The organism is Anaerobium acetethylicum (genome assembly GCF_900096945.1).
Classification (GTDB): domain Bacteria; phylum Bacillota; class Clostridia; order Lachnospirales; family Lachnospiraceae; genus Anaerobium; species Anaerobium acetethylicum.
Genome location: NZ_FMKA01000005.1, coordinates 136,455 through 160,523, shown reverse-complemented (window position 1 = coordinate 160,523; position 24,069 = coordinate 136,455). Strand labels below are relative to the sequence as shown.

Below are 24,069 nucleotides of genomic sequence, written 5' to 3'. Positions count from 1 at the left end.
TCCGTTTTTATTCATTAACGATTGCCACTTTAAGGCCTTCCATTCTCAAGTTCGTGAAGTGGGCTTCGTTAACCTGGTCTAACGGGAATTTATGTGTGATCAGCTTATGTACCGGAAGTCCTATTCCTTTTGCCCTCTTCAAGAAATCAAATGTTGTTGCATAATCCCTCAAAGTGTATACCCATGATCCTACAACTGTAAGTTCCTTTGCACAGATGTCAAAATGAGGATTGATTGTTGCGTCTCCGCCATTGATGAAGAATCCGAGTTCGCAGAGACCACCGCCATTCCTGATGAACTTATAGATGTTAGAATGCGCAACAGGTGAACCGGTACACTGGAAAGCAAAATCTGCAAGGTATCCGCCGAATGCGTCTTTAACACCGTCAGCAAGGGCTTCAATTCCTTTGTAATCCTTGAAGTTGACTGATTTTTCTGCGCCCATTTCCCTGGCAAAATCAAGTCTCTTCTGTTCTCCGTCGATTGCCACGATGTTTTCGATTCCCATCGTACGGAGTATTGCGATGCAGAGAAGACCGATTGGTCCGCATCCCTGTACAGCAACCCTGCTGTTGAATCTTAAGATTCCGGTTGTTTTAGCTCTTTCGACCGCATGGATCAAAACTGCTGCAGGTTCAATCAGGATTCTTGAATCCAGGTCGAGGTCGCTTACGTTGAATACTGATGATCCGCCTCTTATTACAAGGTAATCTGCAAACCATCCGTTCAGATGAATATCATCATCTGGAAGAAGACCGTATACATCAGCTCCTCCGACATTCTGTTTGTTAAGGTCGAACATTGTGATGTCAGGATTATCCTTGAAGATCATACATGTAACGACTTTATCTCCGACTGTGAGAGCTTTTCCCGCACTGTCTTTTTTAACGTTCTTGCCCATTTTTACGATTTCGCCGGTTCCTTCATGTCCGAGGACTACAGGAATCAGACTGAATGGGTCTCTTTTGAATTCATGGGCATCAGTACCGCATACGCCGCATCCTTCAACTTTTACAAGGATATCGTCATCGCCGAGTTCCGGTATCGGATATTCCCTGATTTCAAATTTTTCAAGTCCGGTCAGCATTGCAACCCTTGATGTTTTTGGGATTGCTCCAGCCGGTCTGCTGCCTGCAGCCGGTGCTGCTGCCTGCGTTCCCTGCATTTCTGCGAGAACCTGTTTTACGATATCTTCTATATTCATATCCACTTTATGTCACTCCTTATCTGATACTGAAAGCATCAGCCATAACGCATCTTCTGCTCTTTGTAAATGTTTTTGATGAAGTCAGGCCTTCGCCTGTACGGCTGGCAATCGTGAATGTTGCATAGCCTTCGCCGCCGAATCCAAGTGCTGCATAAGATGGACCGTTCTTTACAAAGATAGCAGTATCAATCGCCTTGCCATATCTTGTAAGGTTGTTGATATTTGTTGAATGCATATGGGCCGAATGTCTGTTTCCATGCTCAAGTTCGATAGCAGTTGCAATTCCTTCATCAACGTCTTTTACCCTTACGATTCCGAGTATCGGCATCATGAGTTCTTCGTCGATCATTGGCTGCTTTTTATCACCTTCAAAAATAATGCATCTGATATCATCGCCAACACTGACTCCGATTTTGCTTAAGATTACTTTTGCACTTCGTCCTACACAATCCCTGTTAAGGGTCTGCTGGCCTTTTTTATTTGTCACGAAAACTGTATTTGTAAGTTTTTCAACTTCCTCTGCATTGGCATGGTAGCATCCCGCCTGTTCCATATAGTAGATCAGTTCGTCTGCAACCGAATCCACAACCACAACTTCCTTTTCTGCGATGCAGGGAAGGTTGTTGTCAAAGGTACAGCCGTTGACGATATCTTCTGCTGCTTTCGGAATATTTGCTGTCTCATCGACAAGTACCGGCGGATTTCCCGCGCCTGCCCCTATTCCTCTTTTTCCGGAAGAAAGGATTGTTGTAACAACCCCCGGGCCGCCTGTGGCAACCAGGAGAGCGATGTCAGGATGTGAGAAGATTACCTTGCTCACTTCCATTGTCGGATTTTCAACGGCAACTGCAAGATTCTCAGGTCCGCCGACTTCGACGCTGGCCCTGTTGACCATGTCGATTGCAAGGTTTGATACATTTTTTGCTGCCGGATGCGGCGCAAATACAACTGCATTTCCTGATGCAAGCATTCCGATAGAATTACAGATTACTGTTTCACTGGGATTCGTGGACGGGGTAACCGCTCCTATCACTCCGAAAGGGCCCTGCTCAACAAGGGTAAGCCCTCTGTCTCCTGACCATGCAATTGTTGAAAGATCTTCAGTTCCCGGAGTCTTTTCTGCAACCAGCTGATGCTTTAATATCTTATGTCCGACATTGCCCATTCCGGTCTCTTCAACACCGAGTTCTGCAAATTTCTGAGCATTCTCGATTGTCTTTTTTCGTATGTTTGCGATTATTTTTTCCCTGAACTCCAAAGGCATAGGCTGGATGGCTTTTTGTGCTGTTTTTGCTGCTGCTATTGCATCTTCTATATTTTCAAAAATACCCATCAGATTTTTGCTTTCTTCAGGCTTTTTTGACTGTGTATCCATGTTCTGCAGAACATTTCTTACAATGTTCTGGATTTCCTGTTCACTGATAGCCACTTTATTCCCTCCTGTCAAAACAAATCGAAACCTTATTTCATCTGAGCTAAGATTTTCTTTGTTACTTCAGCAACGATTTTTTCTACATCGCTTGATGATGCTGTAGTTTCTGCTGAACATGTGTGGCATCCGTTTCCGCATTTTCCGCCGCCTACTTCAGCGCAGATGTTTGCCGGATGTTTTCCTGGAAGGCCGAACTGTCTTCTGATTTCGTACAGTCTCTGTACCTGGGCTTCGTTTAATTCTTTAGGTCCGCCAAGCTGTCTTGCTTTGTATAATAATTCTGCATAGAATTCTAATGATTCCATTTTGTGGTAAGCTGCAAGCAGATCAACGCTGAAAGATAATGCTCCGTGATTTTCTAATAAAACTGCGTCATAGTATGGAAGATATTTTTCTACTGCATCTGGGATTTCTGATGTTGAAGGTGTGCCGTACTCAGCGATTGGAACACATCCTAAAGCGATAACTGCTTCCGGCATGATCGGTGCTGTTAAGGGGATACCTGCAATTGCAAAGCTTGTTGCGTAGGATGGATGTGCATGTACAACTGATCCAACGTCTGGTCTGCATTTGTATACTCTCATGTGCATTTTGATTTCTGATGAAGGTTTGTAGTTTCCGTTTGCCTGGATTACGTTTCCTTCTGCATCTACTTTACAAATATATTCTGGTGTCATAAAACCTTTGCTTACGCCTGTTGGTGTGCAAAGAAATTCATTATCGTTAAGCTTAACGGAGATGTTACCGTCATTTGCTGCTACCATTCCTCTGTCATAAATTCTTTTACCGATTTCACAAATCTGTTTTTTGATTTCGTATTCATTTGCCATGGAAAAAATCCTCCTTAAAATATGTGTTTGTGTTGTTTCTCTTTTGATTTACTTTATTCTATCACTAATACAAATAAAAATCAACATAATTATTCACATTTTTTTAAATAATCCATGTGGGATTTTGTGTTTTTGTTATTCATTTCCTTTACCGCCTTCGAATGCATTCTGTTATAGGAACGTACCCGCCGCCCAGGTGTAGCATATTATCCTGGCACAGGCTTTTTCCATGACATAAAAAAATGAACCGGGAGAATTTTCCCGGTTCATTTTTTATGCATTCAGTTCTTTTTTAAAGGTACTGCAATATTCCTTTATAACATCTACATTATAGTCATTCTTTTCCATAAGATTAATGAAGGCGGATCCTACAATCGCTCCGTCGATTATATCTTTTACTCCCTCGACATCCTTTGCAGAGCTTATGCCGAATCCCATCATCACTGGTATGCTGGAAGCTGCTTTTACCTCCGACAGATACTTCCGGATATCCTTGTGGAATCCTGTGGACTGTCCCGTAACGCCCATCGTCGAAACGCAGTAGACAAAGCCTCTTGCCTTTTCTAACAGCATCGGTATCCTCTGTTTCGAAACCGGCGCCACCAGCTGTATCAGGATCGGTGCATTTTTCTTTAGAAGATATCCATTGATTTCTCCCTGCTCTTCAAAGGGAAGGTCCGGTATAATCAGTCCGTCAACTCCCGATGCGATACACCTGTCAACGAATCTTTCCACTCCGTAATAAAGAATCGTATTGTAATACATCATGAACACGATCGGTATCTGGCAGTCCTTCCTGACATCCTCTACAATTCCAAATACTTTTTCGAGGTTTGTTCCAAGCTGTATGGATTTAAACGATGCAGCCTGGATTACCGGCCCGTCAGCTACAGGATCGGAAAACGGAACCCCAAGTTCGATAATATCCGTTCCCGCTTCGGCCTGCGCACGAATGATTTCTTCTGTGCCTTTGATGGAAGGCAGCCCCGCTGTCATGTATGTAATAAAAGCCTTCTGCTTCTTCTCTTCTAACTCTTTTAATTTCTTTTCTATCCTGTTCATCTTTGCTTCATCCTTCCGTCCCTGATTGTTCGGCAGCTCCATGCCAGGAGCAGGCTTTCACAGCCCGCTCCGGCAAAAGTCCAAACTTACATCGGTTTGTTTTTGAAATATTCGGCCACTGTATGCACATCCTTATCCCCTCTTCCGGAAAGGCATACAACCATAGCCTGGTTCATATTCATTGTCTTTGCCTTTTTAAATGCATAGGCAAGGGCGTGGGCGCTTTCAATTGCAGGGATGATCCCTTCCATCCTGCAAAGCTCCATCAGTGCATCCATCGCTTCTTCATCTGTAATAGAAACGTACTCCACACGCCCGCTGTCCCTGAGGAACGCATGCTCCGGCCCTACTCCCGGGTAATCAAGCCCTGCAGAAATGGAATGTGCAAGCTGCACGTTTCCGTCGCTGTCCTGAAGGAGGTATGAACGCATTCCATGGAGTGCTCCCGGTTTCCCAAGAGACATAGCTGAGGCATGCTTTCCTGTCTCTATTCCATGTCCTGCTGCTTCTACGCCTATCAGCTCAACATCCTTTTCGTCTATGAATTCCGCAAACATCCCGATTGAATTCGATCCGCCTCCCACGCAGGCAATCACCGTTTCAGGAAGCCTTCCCTCTTTTTCAAGGAACTGTTTTTTTGTTTCGCGGCTTATGATTCTCTGGAATTCCTTCACCATTTTAGGATATGGGTAAGGGCCTACCGCTGAACCGATTATATAGAAGGTGTCCTCTGCAGATTTCGCCCATGCCCTGATCGCCTCGTTGGTTGCATCCTTGAGCGTGTTGCTTCCCGAGGTTACGCTGACGACTTCGGCTCCCAGCATTTTCATTCTGAATACATTCAGAGCCTGTCTTTCAATATCCTCAGCTCCCATATACACGGTGCATTCCATGCCAAAAAGTGCTGCTCCCGTTGCCGTTGCGACTCCGTGCTGCCCAGCCCCTGTTTCTGCAATGACCTTTTTCTTTCCCATTCGTCTTGCAAGCAGTATCTGCCCAATTACATTATTGATCTTGTGGGCTCCTGTATGATTCAGATCTTCTCTCTTCAGGTAAATCTTCGTACCGTACTTTTCCGTGAGCCTTTCAGCCAGGTAGAGGGGAGTCTCCCTTCCAACGTAATCCTTCATATAATAATCGTATTCCGCTCTGAACTCAGGATCAGCGATCGCTTTCTCAAATTCCACATCCAGCTCGTCCAGGGTATTCATCAGAGTTTCAGAAACATACTGCCCTCCGAATTGTCCATAGTACTTTTTATTCATAGCTTCTCACCTTTCTTACAAACTCTCTTATTTTTTCTGTATCTTTTCCATTTTCACCTTCAACGCCAGAGCTTACATCAACCACATCAGGCGCCAGGGTTTTGATGCCTTCCGTCACGTTTCCGGCATTCAGGCCTCCTGCCAACACCAGAAGCCTGCCCTTCCGGTCAAACTCCTTCATCAGCCCCCAATCGAATGTCTTTCCGTTTCCCGGAACCTTTCCATCAAGAACCCAGCCTGTAATTTTACTGCTGATTTCCTGATTCTCACTCGCTTCTTTCTTCATTTCTTCCGAAATATTGTAGGCGCGGAATATGGGGAGTCTTGATTCGGCTGCAACTTCTTCTGACAGTTCCCCGTGTATCTGAATGATGTCAAATCCGGCCTCTTCTATCATTTTCAGCTGCCCGATATCAGGAGATACCGTGACCGCCACTTTCTTGACCTCTTGATCCAGTGCCTTCAGTATTTTCATTGCATTTTCCAACGAATTATTACGCCGGCTTTTTTCAAAGAACATCACAAGTCCGGCATATTCAACCTTTTCTTCATTTATGACCGCCGCTTCACTGACATCAGTCAGTCCGCAAATTTTAATTGCCGGTATTTTCATGGATTCTCCCCCAGTAACAGTTCAAATTCTGCTTGCACTCAGCACTCACAGTCTCTATTCCTCAAATATCTTCTTCCATCTTTTTGCAACCTCCATCGGATTTTCCGACTCCATAAACGCCCTTCCTATCAGAAGCCCGTTCACCCTGCATCCTTTTAGGAACTCGATATCCTCATCTGCCGCAACTCCGCTTTCGGATATGAAAAGCTTTCCTTCAGGAAGCATTTCCGAAAGCCGCCTCGTAGTATCCAGTGAAATGGAAAAATCCTTCAGGTTCCTGTTGTTCACGCCGATGATTTTTGCATCCAGCTTTAGCGCCCTTGCCATTTCTTCCTCGTCATGCACTTCCAAAAGTACGTCCAGTCCCAGGCTGTATGCCAGATCGTAAAATCTTTTCATTTCGTCGTCATTAAGAATCGCCGCTATCAGCAGAACCGCATCTGCTCCTGCAACTTTCGCCTCATAAATCTGATATTCATCAATCACGAAATCTTTCCTGATGATCGGAAGTCCGGATAACTCCCTGACCTTCTTCAGATAGGATATCCCTCCGTTAAAATGGTCTTCCTCCGTCAGCACCGATATGGCATCCACTGAAGCATTATACTGATCTATCCTGTCTGTAAGCTCAAGCTTGTTATTGATGATTCCCATGCTCGGCGAAGCTTTTTTAAATTCCCCTATTATGGAAAGACCTTCTTTTGCAAGTGCATCGTAAAAGCTTATGGATTTCCTTGTGCTCTCAAGCGCCATCTTCTTCATCTCTTCCGGACTTATGCGCTGTTTATGTTCTTTCAGGCGTATTCTTTTATCTTCAACAATTCTATCCAATATCATTTTATCATTTCCTTTCCAACTGTTCATCCGGTACCGGCCTGCGCCAGTAGGTTTTTTTGTTCCCAATATCCACCCGGCTTTATCAAGCCGCTATATTCTGCCATTCACAAAATTTTCAATCAGTCTTTTGCCATGTTCCGTATAAACCGATTCAGGATGGAACTGCAGTCCGACAACCGGGTAGTCCCTGTGGCGCATTGCCATAATTTCACCGTCATCGGTTTTTGCGATAACTCTCATGGTGTCCGGGAGCGTTGCCGGATCGACTGCCAGGGAATGGTATCTTGCCACTTTGATCGGCGAATGGATTCCGTAGAAAATGCTGCTGCCGTCATGTTCCACCAGCGACTGTTTTCCGTGAAAAAGCTCTTTTGCATATGTGATCTCAGCACCCATCGCCTCACCGATGCACTGATGGCCCAGACAGATGCCCAGTATTGGCAGTTTATCATAAAAATGTCTGATGAGCTCGATACAGATACCGGCATCCTTTGGACTCTTCGGACCCGGAGATATGACGATTTTGTCGGGCTTCATTGCTTCAATTTCCTCTATTGTCACCTTGTCATTCCTGACAACCCTGATATCTTTATCAAAAACCCCGATATACTGATACAGATTATAGGTAAAAGAATCGTAATTATCTATTATGAGAATCATAATTCATCCTCCTCAACTAATGTTTTTGCAAGCGCCATCACTTTATTGCAGCACTCGGCATATTCACTCTCAGGTACTGAATCAGCCACAATTCCCGCTCCAGCCTGAAGATAGACTTTTTTATCTTTTTTGATCATTGTTCTGATGGTAATGCAGAAATCCATGTTTCCGTTAAAATCAATATATCCGGTCGCCCCGCCGTAAAGCCCCCTTCTTGAAGTCTCCAGCTCATCTATAATTTCCATTGCCCTTATCTTCGGTGCCCCACTGAGGGTCCCCGCCGGCAGGAAGGATGCCACCATATCCAGAGGATGCAGGCCCGGCTTCTTCCTTCCCTCCACCAAGGATACGATATGCATGACGTGGGAATAATTCTGCACCTTCATGAACTGCGTCACCTTTACCGTTCCAAACTCCGAGATCCTTCCCATGTCATTTCTTGCAAGATCGACAAGCATTACATGCTCCGCTTTTTCTTTTTCATCAGCCAGAAGCTCTTCCTGAAGCGCCTTGTCTTCCGCCTTGTCCCTGCCTCTTTTTCTAGTTCCCGCTATCGGACAGGTAAACACTTTGTTTTCAGTCTGCTTCACAAGCATTTCCGGAGAACTTCCGATTATCTCAAAATCTCCGAAATTCAGATAGTAGAGATAAGGCGAAGGGTTCAGCACTCGCAGTTCCTTATAAAGTTCAAAACCGCTTCGGCCGGTTTCCACAGCCCACCTTTGCGAAAGCACGGTCTGGAAAATATGTCCTTCCCTAATATACGCCTTTATCTTTTCTACCTTTTCACTGTACTCCTTCAGGCTGTCCGATTTTGATACGATTTTTCCATCAAGCCGCCTGTCTGTCTCTTTCTCTTTTTCCTTTTTTCCGGCATCCTCATACTTCATGCTGTCTATGGTTTTTTTGACAAGCGCTTCCACCTTTTTTAAACCTGTTTCCCTGCCCTCTTCGTTATCCTCTTCAAGCACGACCCCGGTCAGGGTTTCAGCCATATGATCGATTACGACAAAAGCATTTGCAAGCATAAGCTGGATGGTTTCAATCCCGATTTCATCTGGATTGTCATCGGGAATATCTTCTGTATACCTCACAAAATCATACCCCAGACTTCCCACAAGCCCTCCCGAAAGACCTGTGCTGTATCCATCTGTATGTACTGTAAATCCGTCAAAATACTCCTTGAGCCTTTCCTTTGGATTTCCTTCCATAACCAGTTCTTCGCCGTTCTTTTTTACGATCACCAGGCTGTTTCTCCTTGATGTTATGATTTCATCCGGTTCCGCACCGAAAAACGTGTATCTCCCGCTGTTCTTATCATAACTTTCCAGCAGAAATCCTTTGCCATCCTTTGCGAGTCCTTCATACAGCCCCGTAGCGGTTTCATTTACAATACTCACTGTTTTTGTATAAGCTCTTAATTCCCTTTTCATTTCGTCTTCCTCCCCTGGATTCCGATTGCTATCTTTTGTTTTGTAGTGTATCAGACTGCATATTTTATTTTTTGTGAGTCCCAAAGTCATGTTTTTCATGCAGGCATGGAACACATGACCTTTTGACCCTGGTATCTTATAAATAAAAAAACACCCTCTCCAGCAATTGCCAGGGACGATGTTATCGTGGTGCCACCCATATTCACAGAAAAAATGATATAAAAAAAGTACTTCCCTTAAATCGGAAAATACTCTGCCACCAATTGTTCTGACTTTTGTGATACGGAAAAACCGAGTTTTTCGATATCATTCCCCTGTAACGTGAGGTCACGGCTCAGGCTACTATAATTCGCCCTGCATCTCCCAAATCCATTCCCAGCAGCTCTCTGCACCGGTTCACACCATCCCGGTTCTCTGTAGCATACCCTCTGCAGGTACTCCTTTTGTTCATTGATTTTATCTTTTTAATTAAAACGAGTTTATCATACAAAAACAGGCCTGTCAACTATAAATTCCTAAGCGGCTTCCGGTTCTGCATGCGCACAAATTTCTGATTCTGCATTTTGTACGCATGACCGTTCCGGATTTTTTTCAACAGGCTATTCTGCCCATCCAAATGCACATTTCACTGCCTTTTTCCATCCCTTTAAAAGCTTCTCTCTTTTTCCGGCATCCATATCAGGTACAAATGTTCTCGAAAGGGCCCAGTTGCCTCTCACATCATCCCTGTCCTTCCAGTACCCTGTCGCCATGCCAGCCAGATATGCGGCTCCCAGCGCCGTTGTTTCTATGCATTCAGGACGTAGTACCGCCGTATCAAGGATATCTGCCTGGAACTGCATCAGAAAATCGTTTGCACAGGCCCCTCCGTCTACCTTCAGGCTTTTCAGGGACAGCTCTGCGTCGCTTTCCATTGCCTTCAGCACATCATATGTCTGATATGCCAGCGACTCCAGCGTAGCCCTTACAAAATGCTCGCGGGTAAATCCCCTGGTGATTCCCACGATAGCTCCCCTTGCATACTGGTCCCAGTACGGCGCACCCATACCAGTAAATGCAGGGACAACATAACCGCCTTCCGTATCAGGGACTGCAGTTGCATATTCCTCAGACTGCGCTGAATTCTCAATCATATGCAGACCGTCCCTAAGCCACTGGATTGCAGCACCCGCAACGAAAATGCTTCCTTCAAGCGCGTACTGCACCCTGCCTTCGAGTCCTATTGCGATTGTTGTCAGAAGTCCGTTTTTTGATGCCACAATCCGTTCTCCTGTATTCATCAGGAGAAAACAACCGGTTCCGTAGGTATTCTTAACCTCCCCCGGCTCAAAACAGCATTGGCCGAAAAGGGCTGCCTGCTGATCTCCTGCTGCACCGCCAATCATGATCTCGCCAGCGAAAATCTCTTTATCCGTATACCCGTATATGCAGCTTGAAGGCTTTACCTCTGGAAGCATGGATTTCGGGATATTGAAGATCTTCAGTATTTCATCATCCCACTGAAGCTTCTCGATGTCAAAAAGCATTGTCCTTGAAGCATTGGTGTAATCGGTTACAAAAACCCTGCCCTTTGTAAGATTCCAGATCAGCCATGTATCGATGGTTCCGAAAAGCAGATCACCTTCTTCAGCCTTCTCCCTCGCCCCTTCCACCTGATCAAGTATCCACTGGATTTTGCTTCCGGAAAAATATGCATCAGGTACCAGTCCTGTTTTTTTACGGATCATCTCCCCATAGCCATTCTCTTTCAGTTCATCTATTTTTCCGGCAGTCCTGCGGCACTGCCATACAATCGCATTGTACACAGGCTTCCCTGTGCTTCTGTCCCACACTACAGTAGTTTCCCTCTGGTTTGTTATACCGATAGCCTTAATATTGCCGGCTGATATACCAAGCTCTTCCATAGCCTTTTTGGCCACTCTGATCTGAGTTTCCAGTATCTGCATCGGATCATGCTCCACCCAGCCCGGCTGAGGAAAAATCTGTGTGAATTCCTCCTGGGATTTACCGCATATAGTACCCTTTTTATCAAAAATCATACATCTCGAACTTGTAGTTCCCTGATCAAGCGCCATAATATATTGTTCCACATCGCACCTCCGCTGCTATTTGATTAATCCGTATTCTTCTACAATTCCAATATCCATATTAGTAACTATTCAGGACTACGTCCTTCATAGCCACAAATGATGCACACAAATTGCAAAATCAGCAATTTGGCGCACACATGTCTCAGGTTTTTATGCAAACTCAGCATAAAAACACCTCGCGAGACAGGGGTTCTGAACAGTTACCCATATTATATCATTCTGCCTCTGCAATTCCAATATTTCTACCATCGCGTTTTTAATTTATGGGAAATTCGAGAAACTTCCCATAAAGACTAGCATGTCAAAAGCCCTCCTGCAACCTTTGGCTTCGTCAATTTGCACATTCGCATCCATCACGCAGTGATGCAAAAACATGATTCAATGAGCAGCTTTATGAAGACGTTGGTAACTATTCCGGACTACGTCCTTCATAGTTACATATGATGCACACAAATTGCAGGAACTGCAATTTGGCGCACGCCGAACTCGGGTTTTTATGCAAAAGCAGCATAAAAACACCTCGCGTCACTGGACTACTGAACAGTCAAACCATTACTACATAAGACCGCTAAAAGCGCGGCCTTACGTACCACTACGTCTTCATCTAAGCGAGAGCGCGCTGCGAATGAACATGTTTTGCATCACGTCCTCATTGCTAAAACCTGTGCAAATTGACGAACAACATTGTGTATATGGCTTTTGACCTTTCACTCCTGTAAATCAAAAAAAGATACCACAGCAGCCATTGAAAAACTGCAGTGGTATCCGTCATTTCTAAAAGAACAACTTATTCACACGGAAGAAGATTCTTCAGTGAAATATCCATAATTGGCGCTGAATGCGTGAGTGCACCGCAGGATACATAGTCAACTCCTATTTCAGCAATTTCCTTAAGCCTTCCTTTTGTGACATTTCCTGAACACTCTGTTTCAGCTTTTCCAGCCACCATTTCAACTGCCTTTTTCATGGTGTCGTTGTCCATGTTGTCAAGCATGATAATGTCAGCTCCCGCTTCCAGGGCTTCCGCTACCATTTCAAGGCTTTCTGTTTCAACTTCGATTTTACGTACGAAAGGCGCATATTCTTTTGCAAGGGCTATCGCTTCTTTCACTCCGCCCGCAGCTCCGATATGATTATCCTTAATAAGGATTCCGTCTGAAAGGTTGTATCTGTGATTGTGTCCTCCGCCTACCTTAACGGAATATTTCTCAAAAGGTCTCATATTAGGGGTTGTCTTCCTTGTATCAAGAAGCTTTGTTCCCGTTCCTTTGAGTTCTTCCGAAAGGCTCTTTGTAAATGTTGCGATTCCGCTCATTCTCTGCATGTAGTTGAGGGCTGTACGCTCACCTGAGAGAAGGGCACGGATATCGCCTGTAAGATCGCCGATTTTCTGTCCGTTTTTAATTTCATCCCCGTCTTTAAATGGAGTTTCAAACACTGATTCAGGATCGAGGATTTTAAATACCCTTTCAAAAACCTCCAGACCGGCTATGATTCCGTCTTCTTTGCAGATAAGATCTGCATGCCCTTTTTTCTTTTCTCTCATCACGGCATTCGTTGTTACATCTTCACTGGTTATATCTTCTTTTAAAGCATTGATGATATAATCATCAATGTTTACCTGCATTGTTACACCACTTAGCATAAAATTTTTCATCCTTCCTTTTTATCTCATCTAAAATAAGTTTCCTGTATTTTTCTTCAATCTGCTTCCTGTCGCTATATACGCCCAAATCAACGGGCTGCTCTGTCTCTGGCTGAGAAGATACCGTTTCCTTAAGGTCTTCCATTACCTTTAATGCCGCTCTCTTTGCAAACACAAGGCTCTCAAGAAGTGAATTGCTTGCCAGCCTGTTGGCGCCATGAACACCGTTGCAGGCAGCTTCTCCGATTGCATATAGATTTTTCATGGAAGTCTGACTGTTCAGATCCACTTTCACGCCCCCCATGAAATAATGCTGGGCTGGCGTTACCGGAATATATTCTTTTGTAATATCAATCCCCTCATTGAGACATTTCAGATAGATATTTGGAAATCTCTCCTTCGTCTCCTCAGGATCCAGAAAAGTGAGGCTTAAATATACGTGATCCGTTTCAAATTTCTCCATTTCCTTACATATCGCTTCTGTCACGACATCTCTTGGAAGCAGTTCATCCACGAACCTTTCTCCGTCAGGATTTAAAAGTATCGCTCCTTCACCTCTGACGGATTCAGAAATAAGGAACCTTCTGCCCGGCTTCTTTGAATACAGGGTAGTAGGGTGTATCTGTATGTAATTGATGTCCTGAATATCAATTCCATGCAGAAGTGCAATTGCAAGACTATCTCCGGTAAGATGCGAGTAGTTCGTCGAATTTACAAAAAGCCCTCCGATTCCGCCATTCGCCCAGATTACGGTCTTTGCGTAAACGACCTTGGGACTATTATTCTTGTCCCACATGATGATGCCTTTGCATTCGCCGTTTTCTTCGACAATGTCGACCATGGTCGTGTATTCCTCTATGGTCACATGTGCTCTCTCTCTCACCCTGGCGAGCAGCTTGCTTGTAATTTCCTTACCTGTAATATCTTTATGATGCAGGATTCTGAAAGTAGAGTGTGCTCCTTCCCTTGTGTAAGAAAGTGTTCCTTCTTCAGTCCTGTCAAACTCGACTCCCAGTGCCATCAGATCCTTCATGGTCTCTGGCGAGCTTTTGATCATGACCTCGACAGCTTTCGGATTATTTTCATACCTTCCGGCTATCATCGTGTCACTATAATAGCTTTCATAGTCCTCTGCATTTTTCAAAGTTGAAATTCCGCCCTGCGCCAGAAAAGAATCACTATTCTCGACTGCATCCTTCGTTATCATCAGGATCTCTGTTTCTTCCGGAAACTGAAGGGCACAATACAGCCCCGAAGCACCCGTCCCCACAATAACTACGTCCGTCCGGACCATGTTTTTCATTTTCTCTGTGCTCATTTTATCCATTCTGGCTTCTTCTTTCTTTTTACTGTGTTCTCCAGCTTCATGATACATAATTATCATGAAGCCCTTATCGGACCACAACCGGCAGCCCGTTTAACAGACTGCCGGTTATGTATTTTTAACAGAAATGGCACCTTCGGTCCGCTCCCCGTTTCAACCGCCTTACAGGAGGATCGATTTTAAACGCTATGTCTAATTTCCAAGCTCATGCATTCGTTTTAACGGGATCATTGCTTTAAGCCTTAATTCCTCGTCCATTTCAACTTCTGGCTCCAGCGTTTCAAGTGCGTGAATAACCTTGTCGACAGTAATCCTCTTCATGTTTGGGCAGAACTGCCTGTGCCCTACCGAATAGAATTTCTTGCCTGGATTTTTCTTTTTCAGTTCGTAAGATACGCCCATTTCTGTACAGATGATAAATTCCTGTTCAGTGCTTGCTGTTGCGTAATTGATAATTCCAAGAGTGCTTCCGATATAATCGGCCAAATCAAGTACGTCCTGGGTACACTCCGGATGCGCAAGAACCAGCGCTCCCGGCCTTGCTTCCTTGGCTTTTAAAACCGCTTCTTTTTTTATGCTCGTATGAACATGGCAGAAACCGTCATTCAGGATAAAATTCTTTGATGGAAGTTTTGCCGCAACAAATCTTCCAAGATTTTCATCCGGAATAAAATAAATGTTTTTATTTGGCAGTTTGCTGACAATGTCAACTGCATTTGAAGACGTTACGCACACATCCGAAACAGCCTTCAGCTTTGCTGTTGAATTTATATAGCACACAACTGCAAGATCTTCATACTTTTCCCTCATTGCAGCTATCTTGTCTTCATCCGCCATATGCGCCATCGGACAGTCTGCCAGTGCATCCGCCATTACAACCTTTTTCTCAGGATTCAGGATTTTTGCACTTTCCCCCATGAACGAAACTCCACAGAAAATAATGACCTTATTAGGGGTCGTTGTCGCAATCTTGCTTAAATAGTAAGAGTCTCCGACATAATCTGCTATCATCTGGACATCGTCATCCACATAGTAATGAGCAAGAATCACAGCATCCTTCTCCGCTTTTAAAGTTTCTATTTTCTTTATAGCAGCATCAGAAACACTGCCTGTTCCTAATTCATCTCTGCTTGTTTCATTGACATTATTAGACATCACTTTTTCCTCCGCTAAACTTTATCTATTACTATGCCATAATTTTTTATAACTGTCAATATCGCCGTTTCGCGCCTTATGTCATAAACTTTGACTTTTCTCCTGCTTTTCCTTTCCTATATAATGTTAAAATTTTTATAATTCAATTTAGGAAAATTCTAAAGTTATTCTAAAATGCAAATTAGTACTTGCAAAATGCCTATTATAAGTTAAAATATAGATAGACTGTGCAAAATCAGAGACATGCTTTGATGCGTTTTTCTGACCTGCCACTTCTTCCAGGCTCATGTAATATCGAAGCCCGGATTGTTACTTTCAGACAAATACACTATTATTACATAAAGAACTGCCACACTTAGATGGCAGATTTTGTCATGGAATAGTATAAATAAAAAAGAGAGGTTTTACAAAAGTATGATTACTGCAAGCAATATTACACTTAGAATTGGGAAAAAAGCCTTGTTTGAAGATGTAAACATCAAATTCACCCAGGGAAACTGCTATGGATTAATAGGTGCAAATGGTGCCGGAAAATCCACCTTCTTAAAAATTCTTTCGGGACAGCTCGAGCCAACAAAAGGTGATATCATAATCACTCCGGGAGAACGCCTTTCCTTCCTTCAGCAGGATCATTTCCAGTATGATGAATTCACCGTACTTGATACTGTCATCATGGGAAATAAAAGACTTTATGAAATCATGAAGGAAAAAGAGATCATCTATGCAAAAGAAGACTTTACAGAAGAAGATGGAATTAAAGCCAGCGAATTGGAAGGCGAATTTGCAACAATGAATGGATGGGAAGCTGAATCTGAAGCTGCCACCCTTTTAAACGGACTGGGAATCGAAAGCGAGCTCCACTACAAACTGATGAAAGATCTGACTGGATCAGAAAAGGTAAAGGTTCTCCTTGCCCAGGCATTATTCGGAAACCCTGATATCCTTTTACTCGATGAACCTACCAACCACCTTGACCTTGATGCCATTGCGTGGCTGGAAGAATTTCTTATCAACTTTGAAAACACTGTAATCGTTGTATCCCATGATAGATATTTCTTAAACAAAGTATGTACCCATACTGCCGATATCGATTATGCAAAAATCCAGCTCTATTCAGGAAACTATGACTTCTGGTATGAATCAAGCCAGCTTCTTGTAAAACAGATGAAGGAAGCCAACAAGAAGAAGGAAGAGAAGATCAAGGAACTGCAGGATTTCATCCAGCGTTTCAGTGCCAATGCTTCAAAATCCAAACAGGCTACTTCAAGAAAGAAAGCCCTTGATAAAATCGAATTGGACGACATCAGGCCTTCAAGCAGGAAATATCCTTACATCGATTTCAGGCCTTTGCGTGAAATTGGAAACGAAGTGCTTACCGTTGAAAACCTTTCAAAGACAGTCGACGGCGTGAAAGTTTTAGATAATATATCATTCATCCTCAACAAAGGCGATAAAGCCGCTTTTGTAGGTGGAAATGAACTTGCCAAGACTACACTGTTCAAAATCCTTGCAGGCGAACTGGAACCCGATGAAGGAAGCTACAAATGGGGAATCACAACTTCCCAGTCATACTTCCCTAAAGACAATACTGCAGAATTTGATAATGATGACATTATCGTAGACTGGCTTACTCAGTATTCTACTGAAAAGGATGTCACCTACGTACGTGGTTTCCTTGGCAGAATGCTCTTTGCCGGAGACGACGGCGTTAAGAAAGTCAAAATATTATCCGGTGGTGAAAAAGTACGCTGTCTCCTTTCGAAAATGATGATTTCAGGAGCAAATGTCCTCATTATGGATGAACCTACAAACCACCTTGACATGGAATCCATCACAGCGCTGAATAACGGACTTATCAAATTCCCTGGCGTTCTGATATTCGCATCCCACGATCACCAGTTTGTTGAAACAACAGCAAACAGGATTATGGAAATCGTTCCGGGCGGATTGATCGATAAAGTTACAACTTATGACGAATATCTTGCAAGTGATGAAATGGCAAGAAAACGCCAGGTCTTCTCTATGGATGACCAGGATGCTGATAACTAAAAAGATATCAGGAACTGTATTTCTTCTGCTGTAGCGATGCCACAGCAGAAAACCATCAGAATATAGAAACCCCTGTGGGCAGGAGCAATAATGCTTTCCTCCCCACAGGGGTTTTTCTCATCAGACAAAATGATTCTATTCTATACAGTTACCGGATTCAAAACCGTTTCCTTCTGAATCTGAAGCAGATGAATGATTGCTTCCGCCACCCTGTGGCAGAGGGATACGATATATCTGCAGTCTTCTTCAACAGTCTTTTTAAACTCTATATAACTGCTATGCATATCTGATATGAAATCAAACAGTGCATCAATGGTATCAAATTTGACTGCCTCCTCACGGCACCTGGCCGCTTCACCGCTTCTTATATATTCCCTCAGGCTGATTTTCAGATGTTCCTCGTAAATGCAGTGGTCTTTCAGGCTTCCATCATATACGGTATTATGCGGATAAGTAAAATAATCCGCCAGATAATGTATGATCTGCCCCAGTCTTATTACATAAGCCCTCGGGTTAATCGATGCCACGTCACAGTCAACGGTAAGTTTCTTAATCTCTTCCTTTACCATATTGAAAGTCCCGCCGATTTCATGCCTTGTTGTCAGAAATGACAGTTTGCAGTCCGGAAGAATGCTGCCAATGCAAAATGCCGTTTTGTGTTTCTTCAACTCCATTACGTCCATACTGTCTGCGATATATAATGCCAATGAAATATGTGATTTTTTTCTCAAGAACAAACCTCCGTCAAAGCAAACTCAATTGCGTATTTATTTAATTGTACTTGCTTTATGTAAACTATTCAACATGAAATATGCTGATTTTCTAATATGAATTTTATGCATACTGCGGTTTTTCCTTATTCCCGAGATGAATAGGGGCTAAGGTCCACTCTTTGATCAGCAACTGAATGCGACTCTTGATGTTGTGCAGGCAGGCTTCCCTTGTACCATATTTTTTTATATAGTATAATATTATGATACCAGGGTCTAAAGGTCATGTGTTTCATGCTTGCATGAAAAAACATGACTTTGAGACCCGCAAAACATGAGAAAGCAGCCCGGACAGGGCGGATTTCGAATGTTTTTAGGATTGTGGGAGCACGAAGTGCGGAACAATCCGTAGGTATCAGTGGGCAAAATACCTTTTGACCACTACATCAAGGTATCATACCAGGGTCTAAAGGTCATGTGTTTCATGCTTGCATGAAAAACATGACTTTGAGACCCGCAAATCCGTTATTTTAGAAAGGAAAATAAGAATGACATTCAAGGAATTATACCTGAAAGGCGAAATTGAATTCGAAGAAATCGACAGCTATACCAGCAAATGGAATTTTAGTGACGATCCCCGCACTTTGAGGGAATATCTCGGATTAAACGAAAACGAAGAAGACCTGTGGATCAGCGTCAGCGAAGAGGCTCTTAAAGATGAGCTTGATAAACAGAAAAAATAGTGGCTGCGAAGGTCATTATCCAAAACAGCAGCAAAAAGGGGAGACACACATACATGATTTTATGTGCGTCTCCCCTTAACTTTTTATTTATCAGAAATTTTTCAGATCCTAGAAGAAAAATGTATCATCATCATAGTATGAATCATCATCATAACTCTTCGTCCAGTCAATATTATTGCTGCGTTTCTGTTTGATCTGTGGTTTTGCATTTTCAGGCTTTGCTTTATGCTTAGCTTCTGTTTTCTTCTGTATTACTTTCTTTTCTTTTTCAATACGTTTCAGGATAACGGTTTTATCTGGCTGCGGTTCTTTTGCCTTTCCTTCAGTAGATGAAGATGCGGATTTTCCACGGCTATCATTTCCTCTGCCATAATCCTTGTCTTTATCTTTTCCTCCGCCATATCCACCTGAATATCCGCCTGATTTGAAATCCCTGCCGCGGTTGTCCCCGCCTGGTCTGAACCCACCCGACTGGCCGTTGTTTCTAGGCCTGTATTCGCGGTTGTCACCTTCTGTCCTTGGACGGTATTCACGATTTCCACCTTCTGTCCTTGGACGGTATTCACGGTTATCGCCTTCTGTCCTTGGACGGTATTCACGGTTTCCACCTTCTGTCCTTGGACGGTATTCGCGGTTTCCGCCTTCTGTCCTTGGACGGTATTCGTTACTTCCACCTTCTGTCCTTGGACGATATTCGCGGTTTCCACCTTCTGTCCTTGGACGGTATTCGTTATTTCCACCTTCTGTCCTTGGACGGTATTCACGGTTTCCGCCTTCTGTCCTTGGTCTATACTCACGGTTTCCGCCTTCTGTCCTTGGACGGTATTCGCTATTTCCGCCTTCTGTCCTTGGACGGTATTCACGGTTTCCGCCTTCTGTCCTTGGTCTGTATTCGCTGTTTCCGCCTTCTGTCCTTGGTCGATATTCTCTGGTTTCATTACCAGTCCTTGGTTTATAGCCGCTATTGTCACTGTTCTCTCGCGGTCTGTAATTCCTGTTCTCGTTATTCTCCCTCGGCTTATATTCTCTATTGCCATAATTCTCTCGCGATTTATAGTCACCGTTTTCCCTGGACCTATATCCTCTGTTCTCGTTGTTCTCCCTTGGCTGATATTCTCTGTTTTCGCCATTTTCCCTTGGCTTGTATTCTTTACCGCCTTGGTCTTCACTTGCATTACTTGTAATCACGAAAGTTTCTCCTCTCAATTTTTGAATAAAGTCTAACTCTCTCTATTGTATTATATAATCCCACAAAGTCAACATTTTTTAACAAATTTTTTCAGGAAATTAAAATAAATATCCCTTGCATTTATTCTTCCCTTCTGATAGAGTTAATTTATCGGCATAGCCATATCCAGCTGTTTTTCAGCATATATTCATATTGGTCTGCCAAATTAATTACAAAAAGAAAAGAGGTTTTCAAATGAGCGAACACAACCATGATTTAGAATGTGGCTGCGGATGTGGATGTGACCACGAATCCGAAGAAGCTACTGTTACATTAACACTTGATGACGGAACTGTTCTTGAATGTGCTGTTCTTACTATTTTCCCTGCTGGAGAATTTGAGTATATCGCATTGCTTCCTATCGAAGAAGAAAAAGAAGAAGAAGGCGAAGTATTCTTATACCGTTACAAAGAATTAGAAGACGGCGAAATCGAATTATTAAATATCGAAGATGACGATGAATACGAACTTGTATCAGACGCTTTTGATGAATTATTAGACAATGCCGAATTCGATGAATTTTTCGAAGACGAAGTAGAATAATCCAATATGACTTTTCAAGGCCTGCGGCTTAACTGCCTGCAGGCCTTTCTATCGTCAACAGCCTGTTCGAAATACAGAAATCCTTATCCAGCACGAGATGCTTATCAGGTCTTTTAAAGTACACTGTCATTTTCCTGTCATCTGCAATTTCTACAATGCCCTCTTTATATACCTTGTGGAATACCAGGGCACCTTCTTTCAGTTCGTCACTGTCTACCAGCGATTCCCCGACAAATCTTGAAATTTCCAGTTTCTTGTTGAACCTCTCCTTCAGCGAATAGATAAACAGCTGTTCCTTAGCCCTTGTCATAGCCACATAGAACATTCTTCTTTCTTCCTCCAGATCTGCATCCACAACTGCCTTCTTATGAGGCGTAATTCCCTCATTTGCATCAATAATGAATACAAGCTTATACTCAAGCCCTTTTGAGCTATGCATCGTGGATAGAGACACGCTGTTGGCATCCATCTGCTTGTTCTTCTCCTGTTCCCTGATTTCGATTGTGTATTCTTCTATATGAGCAAACCAATCTTCAAAAGTCTTATAATTTTTTGAGCTTTCCTGGATTTCATCAAGGACATCCATGAGATCCTCTACTTTGATTTTTCTAAAATCCGCATATTCGGCCAGATACTCCTCATAGCCAATCCCTTTTCGGATATAATTGATTGCGGAATAGGTGTCCATCCGGCCCAACAGTTTTATGTCATACTCCAGTTTTTCAATGCGCTCCTGCATCCACTCTTTGTCCTTATAAACCTCTTTCAGCTTTTCAAGGGATATCTCCGTCGTATTGATGTATTCGCGGCTTACGTACCTCTTGGGCCTGTTGATGATCTGCAGAAATTCCTTCCGGTCTTTTGAGCCCATTGCAATCCGGATATAAGAAATGATATTTCCCGTTATCCAGTGCTCGTAAATATTGGGAATGGAGTCCCGCATCGTAAATGGTATGTTATATTCCATCAGTTTTTCTATCAGAAGCCGTGACTGCGTATTCGTCCTGAACAGAACAGCAATATCAGAAAATTCGTAGCCTGATTTTGTATATCTTAATATATTCTCTACGATATCCTTATTCTCTTCCGGCTGGCCGTCGAAAGTCCTGTATACAACTTCAGCTCCATTTCCGTTTATTGTCCTGATACTTTTAGCAAAACGGTTCCTGTTGTTCTTGATCACTCTGAGTGCAGTATCTACTATGGCTACAGACGACCTGTAGTTGATGTCCAGAAGCACTTTTTTCGTCTGCTTATAGTCCTTCTCGAAATTCAGCATTATTTCAGGCTTTGCACCTCGGAAACGGTATATTGACTGGTCGTCATCACCAACTATAAACAGGTTATCCTCGGGCATGGCAAGCATCCTGACAATATCATACTGCACCTGGTTTATATCCTGGAACTCATCTATCAGGATATACTTGAACCGCTTCTGCCATGCTGCAAGTATATCGGGCCTTTCTTTGAAGAGTTCATAACAGAATACCAGCATGTCGTCAAAGTCGATCAGATTTGCTCTCCTGAGCTTTTCTTCGTACTTCCTGTATATGACCCTGAACACCTCTTCCGAACAGTTCATGGAATAATAATGTTCCAGCGGTATTCTCTCATTCTTGACAGCGCTTATTTCACCTGTTATTCCCGATATAAAATCGGATTCGTCATCTATCTCCAGTTCAAGTTTTTCGACTATTTCCTTCAGAAACTGAATTCTCTGGCTCTCCCTCAGAATATTATTGCCGTTGAAATTATATGCCTGCCTCAATATGGCGAAAAACACAGAATGAAAGGTACCAAAATAAACAGGAGCATAAACCTCTCCCATTATTTTCTTAAATCTTTCCTTCATTTCGGATGCCGCCGCTTTGGTAAACGTTATGACAAGAATTTTGGAAGGATTGACTCCATATTTTTCAATCAGATATTTCGTTCTTTGGGTAATTACAAGAGTTTTTCCAGAACCAGGCCCCGCCAGTACCATCATGGGGCCCTCTTTGTGAGAAATTGCTTCAGACTGGGCTTTGTTTGTCTGCATGATATCAGCCTTTCTAAATACGATTCGTTCATGTGTGCACCCCAAAGACCAAAGCCTTGCTGGTACAGATACATGTTATCTGACCTATTATAGCTTACTTTCACAGCTTTTGCAAAGCCTTAAAAACAAACAGGCCCATCCTCCGCTAAAAAGCAGTAGATGGACCTGTATTCTGTATGCCGCATTCAATTCAGTCCGGATCAGATTGATAAGCGCAGACTCATGAATGTAGCAAGTGCAATAATGATTGCTATGACAGTACCCAGAACAGCCATTATAAGACTTGCCCTGCAGAAATTTTTACGTGTTATATTCCCAGAACCGAATGCCCATACAAATGTCATAATAATATTCACAACCGGAATCATCAAAATAATCAGACTGATCATCCATTCTACAACAGTCAGCGGATCCTCCCTGACCATGGAAGTGCTGTATTTTCCATATCCGTCACCCATGTCTTCATCCTCCCTTTAATATCCTGTGCTGTATTGCTGCAAAAAATTCTGCATAAGAGCTGCAAACCTGAAATAAAACAGGATTACAATCACTGTCATAATCACAGACAGCAGGAGGGATGCCCTTATAAAATTTGTACGGCTTTTTTTCCCCCATCCAAAAAGCCATCCAATTACCATTATCATATTGACTACTGGTATTGCCAGCAGAATATAAACAGTCAGCCATTCCACCACAGACATAGGCTCTTCGCCTACCATCGGGATCCTGTCTGCCTCAGCCCGTTCCTGAAGAGTCCGTCTGTACTCCTGGCTCCTAATATTTGTCTGGGATACATGATCCTTAGTTGGAGTACTGAAATCCGACATTCCGCTGTACTCTGATTTTCTGCTGTATTCAGATGTTCTATCGTATTCAGATGTTCTATTATACTCCGGTTCGGGTGCCTTCCGGTACTCTGGTTCCGGTGCCTTCCTGTACTCCGGTTCGGGCGCCTTCCGATATGCAGGTTCGGGTGCCTTTCTATACTCCTGTATTCTGTCTGCATCTGGCATCCCTGCATCTGGCATCCCTGCATCTGGCAATCTGTCGTAATATTCGTGTGGCTGCTTCTGACGCTCAGGCATCTGTCCGTGATTGTTCTCCATTCAAATTCCTCCCATGAAAATTTTTCAAAATAATCAATCTTTGCATATGTTCAAAATAACACACAAACTCACATAATATATAATTGTATTATATCATTT

21 protein-coding genes and 1 other annotated feature are annotated in these 24,069 nt (G+C 43.2%); of the genes, 3 read left to right on the top strand and 18 right to left on the bottom strand.

What is annotated here, in order from left to right:
- Positions 1-7: 7 nt before the first annotated feature.
- The 13 genes from BJR36_RS07015 to nadA form a co-directional block, all read right to left on the bottom strand.
- Complete coding sequence (locus tag BJR36_RS07015) at positions 8-1,204, bottom strand: zinc-dependent alcohol dehydrogenase (RefSeq protein ID WP_330387843.1); 1,197 nt, start codon at positions 1,202-1,204, stop codon at positions 8-10.
- A gap of 19 nt (positions 1,205-1,223) precedes the next feature.
- Positions 1,224-2,636 carry an aldehyde dehydrogenase family protein gene (locus BJR36_RS07010; protein WP_091232027.1) on the bottom strand — a complete coding sequence of 471 codons (1,413 nt, stop codon included), beginning with the start codon at positions 2,634-2,636 and terminating at the stop codon, positions 1,224-1,226.
- 32 nt (positions 2,637-2,668) lie between these two features.
- Positions 2,669-3,469, bottom strand: coding sequence for a class II aldolase/adducin family protein (locus BJR36_RS07005; protein WP_091232024.1), 801 nt, complete (start codon positions 3,467-3,469; stop codon positions 2,669-2,671).
- A 273-nt stretch (positions 3,470-3,742) separates the two neighbouring features.
- Entirely contained in the window at positions 3,743-4,531 is a 789-nt protein-coding gene (gene trpA / locus BJR36_RS07000) for a tryptophan synthase subunit alpha (protein ID WP_091232128.1), read from the bottom strand.
- A gap of 86 nt (positions 4,532-4,617) precedes the next feature.
- A complete protein-coding gene (gene trpB, locus BJR36_RS06995) occupies positions 4,618-5,796 on the bottom strand; it encodes a tryptophan synthase subunit beta (RefSeq protein ID WP_091232021.1) in 1,179 nt (392 codons plus the stop codon).
- Positions 5,789-6,409: a phosphoribosylanthranilate isomerase gene (locus tag BJR36_RS06990; protein ID WP_091232019.1), complete on the bottom strand. Its 621-nt coding sequence runs from the start codon at positions 6,407-6,409 to the stop codon at positions 5,789-5,791. Before BJR36_RS06990 ends, trpB begins: the two co-directional genes overlap by 8 nt.
- A 54-nt stretch (positions 6,410-6,463) precedes the next feature.
- A complete protein-coding gene (trpC, locus tag BJR36_RS06985) occupies positions 6,464-7,246 on the bottom strand; it encodes an indole-3-glycerol phosphate synthase TrpC (protein ID WP_091232125.1) in 783 nt (260 codons plus the stop codon).
- 90 nt (positions 7,247-7,336) lie between these two features.
- Positions 7,337-7,906 carry an anthranilate synthase component II gene (locus BJR36_RS06980; RefSeq protein WP_091232017.1) on the bottom strand — a complete coding sequence of 190 codons (570 nt, stop codon included), beginning with the start codon at positions 7,904-7,906 and terminating at the stop codon, positions 7,337-7,339.
- The gene (trpE, locus tag BJR36_RS06975) at positions 7,903-9,339 is read right to left on the bottom strand and encodes an anthranilate synthase component I (protein ID WP_091232014.1); all 1,437 of its coding nucleotides are present in this window, start codon (positions 9,337-9,339) and stop codon (positions 7,903-7,905) included. Before trpE ends, BJR36_RS06980 begins: the two co-directional genes overlap by 4 nt.
- A 168-nt stretch (positions 9,340-9,507) precedes the next feature.
- Positions 9,508-9,799: a binding site (T-box leader), on the bottom strand.
- 139 nt (positions 9,800-9,938) lie between these two features.
- Positions 9,939-11,429: a glycerol kinase GlpK gene (glpK, locus tag BJR36_RS06970; protein ID WP_091232013.1), complete on the bottom strand. Its 1,491-nt coding sequence runs from the start codon at positions 11,427-11,429 to the stop codon at positions 9,939-9,941.
- 787 nt (positions 11,430-12,216) lie between these two features.
- On the bottom strand, positions 12,217-13,074 hold the full coding sequence (nadC, locus tag BJR36_RS06965; protein WP_169823613.1) for a carboxylating nicotinate-nucleotide diphosphorylase: 858 nt from the start codon (positions 13,072-13,074) through the stop codon (positions 12,217-12,219).
- Positions 13,040-14,368, bottom strand: coding sequence for an L-aspartate oxidase (locus BJR36_RS06960; RefSeq protein ID WP_091232123.1), 1,329 nt, complete (start codon positions 14,366-14,368; stop codon positions 13,040-13,042). Before BJR36_RS06960 ends, nadC begins: the two co-directional genes overlap by 35 nt.
- Before the next feature lie 222 nt (positions 14,369-14,590).
- Entirely contained in the window at positions 14,591-15,553 is a 963-nt protein-coding gene (nadA, locus tag BJR36_RS06955; protein ID WP_091232007.1) for a quinolinate synthase NadA, read from the bottom strand.
- Positions 15,554-15,967: 414 nt separating this feature from the next.
- Between nadA and BJR36_RS06950 the strand changes: the two genes are divergently transcribed.
- Positions 15,968-17,602, top strand: coding sequence for an ABC-F family ATP-binding cassette domain-containing protein (locus BJR36_RS06950; RefSeq protein ID WP_091232006.1), 1,635 nt, complete (start codon positions 15,968-15,970; stop codon positions 17,600-17,602).
- Positions 17,603-17,742: 140 nt separating this feature from the next.
- Here the strand turns inward: BJR36_RS06950 and BJR36_RS06945 are convergent, their stop codons facing one another.
- Positions 17,743-18,333: a zinc dependent phospholipase C family protein gene (locus BJR36_RS06945; RefSeq protein ID WP_091232003.1), complete on the bottom strand. Its 591-nt coding sequence runs from the start codon at positions 18,331-18,333 to the stop codon at positions 17,743-17,745.
- Between the two features lie 527 nt (positions 18,334-18,860).
- Here BJR36_RS06945 and BJR36_RS06940 point away from each other — a divergent pair.
- Positions 18,861-19,055 carry a hypothetical protein gene (locus BJR36_RS06940; protein WP_091232000.1) on the top strand — a complete coding sequence of 65 codons (195 nt, stop codon included), beginning with the start codon at positions 18,861-18,863 and terminating at the stop codon, positions 19,053-19,055.
- 108 nt (positions 19,056-19,163) lie between these two features.
- Here BJR36_RS06940 and BJR36_RS06935 read toward each other — a convergent pair whose 3' ends face one another.
- The gene (locus BJR36_RS06935; protein WP_091231997.1) at positions 19,164-20,243 is read right to left on the bottom strand and encodes a hypothetical protein; all 1,080 of its coding nucleotides are present in this window, start codon (positions 20,241-20,243) and stop codon (positions 19,164-19,166) included.
- Between the two features lie 235 nt (positions 20,244-20,478).
- Between BJR36_RS06935 and BJR36_RS06930 the strand changes: the two genes are divergently transcribed.
- Positions 20,479-20,826 (top strand): DUF1292 domain-containing protein, encoded by a 348-nt coding sequence (locus BJR36_RS06930; protein WP_091231994.1) that lies wholly within the window; start codon positions 20,479-20,481, stop codon positions 20,824-20,826.
- 28 nt (positions 20,827-20,854) lie between these two features.
- Here BJR36_RS06930 and BJR36_RS06925 read toward each other — a convergent pair whose 3' ends face one another.
- From BJR36_RS06925 to BJR36_RS06915, 3 genes are all read right to left on the bottom strand, one after another.
- Entirely contained in the window at positions 20,855-22,864 is a 2,010-nt protein-coding gene (locus BJR36_RS06925) for an ATP-dependent helicase (protein ID WP_091231992.1), read from the bottom strand.
- A gap of 200 nt (positions 22,865-23,064) precedes the next feature.
- Positions 23,065-23,322, bottom strand: coding sequence for a hypothetical protein (locus BJR36_RS06920; RefSeq protein ID WP_242875486.1), 258 nt, complete (start codon positions 23,320-23,322; stop codon positions 23,065-23,067).
- A gap of 15 nt (positions 23,323-23,337) precedes the next feature.
- Entirely contained in the window at positions 23,338-23,970 is a 633-nt protein-coding gene (locus BJR36_RS06915) for a hypothetical protein (protein WP_091231989.1), read from the bottom strand.
- Positions 23,971-24,069 lie beyond the last annotated feature (99 nt).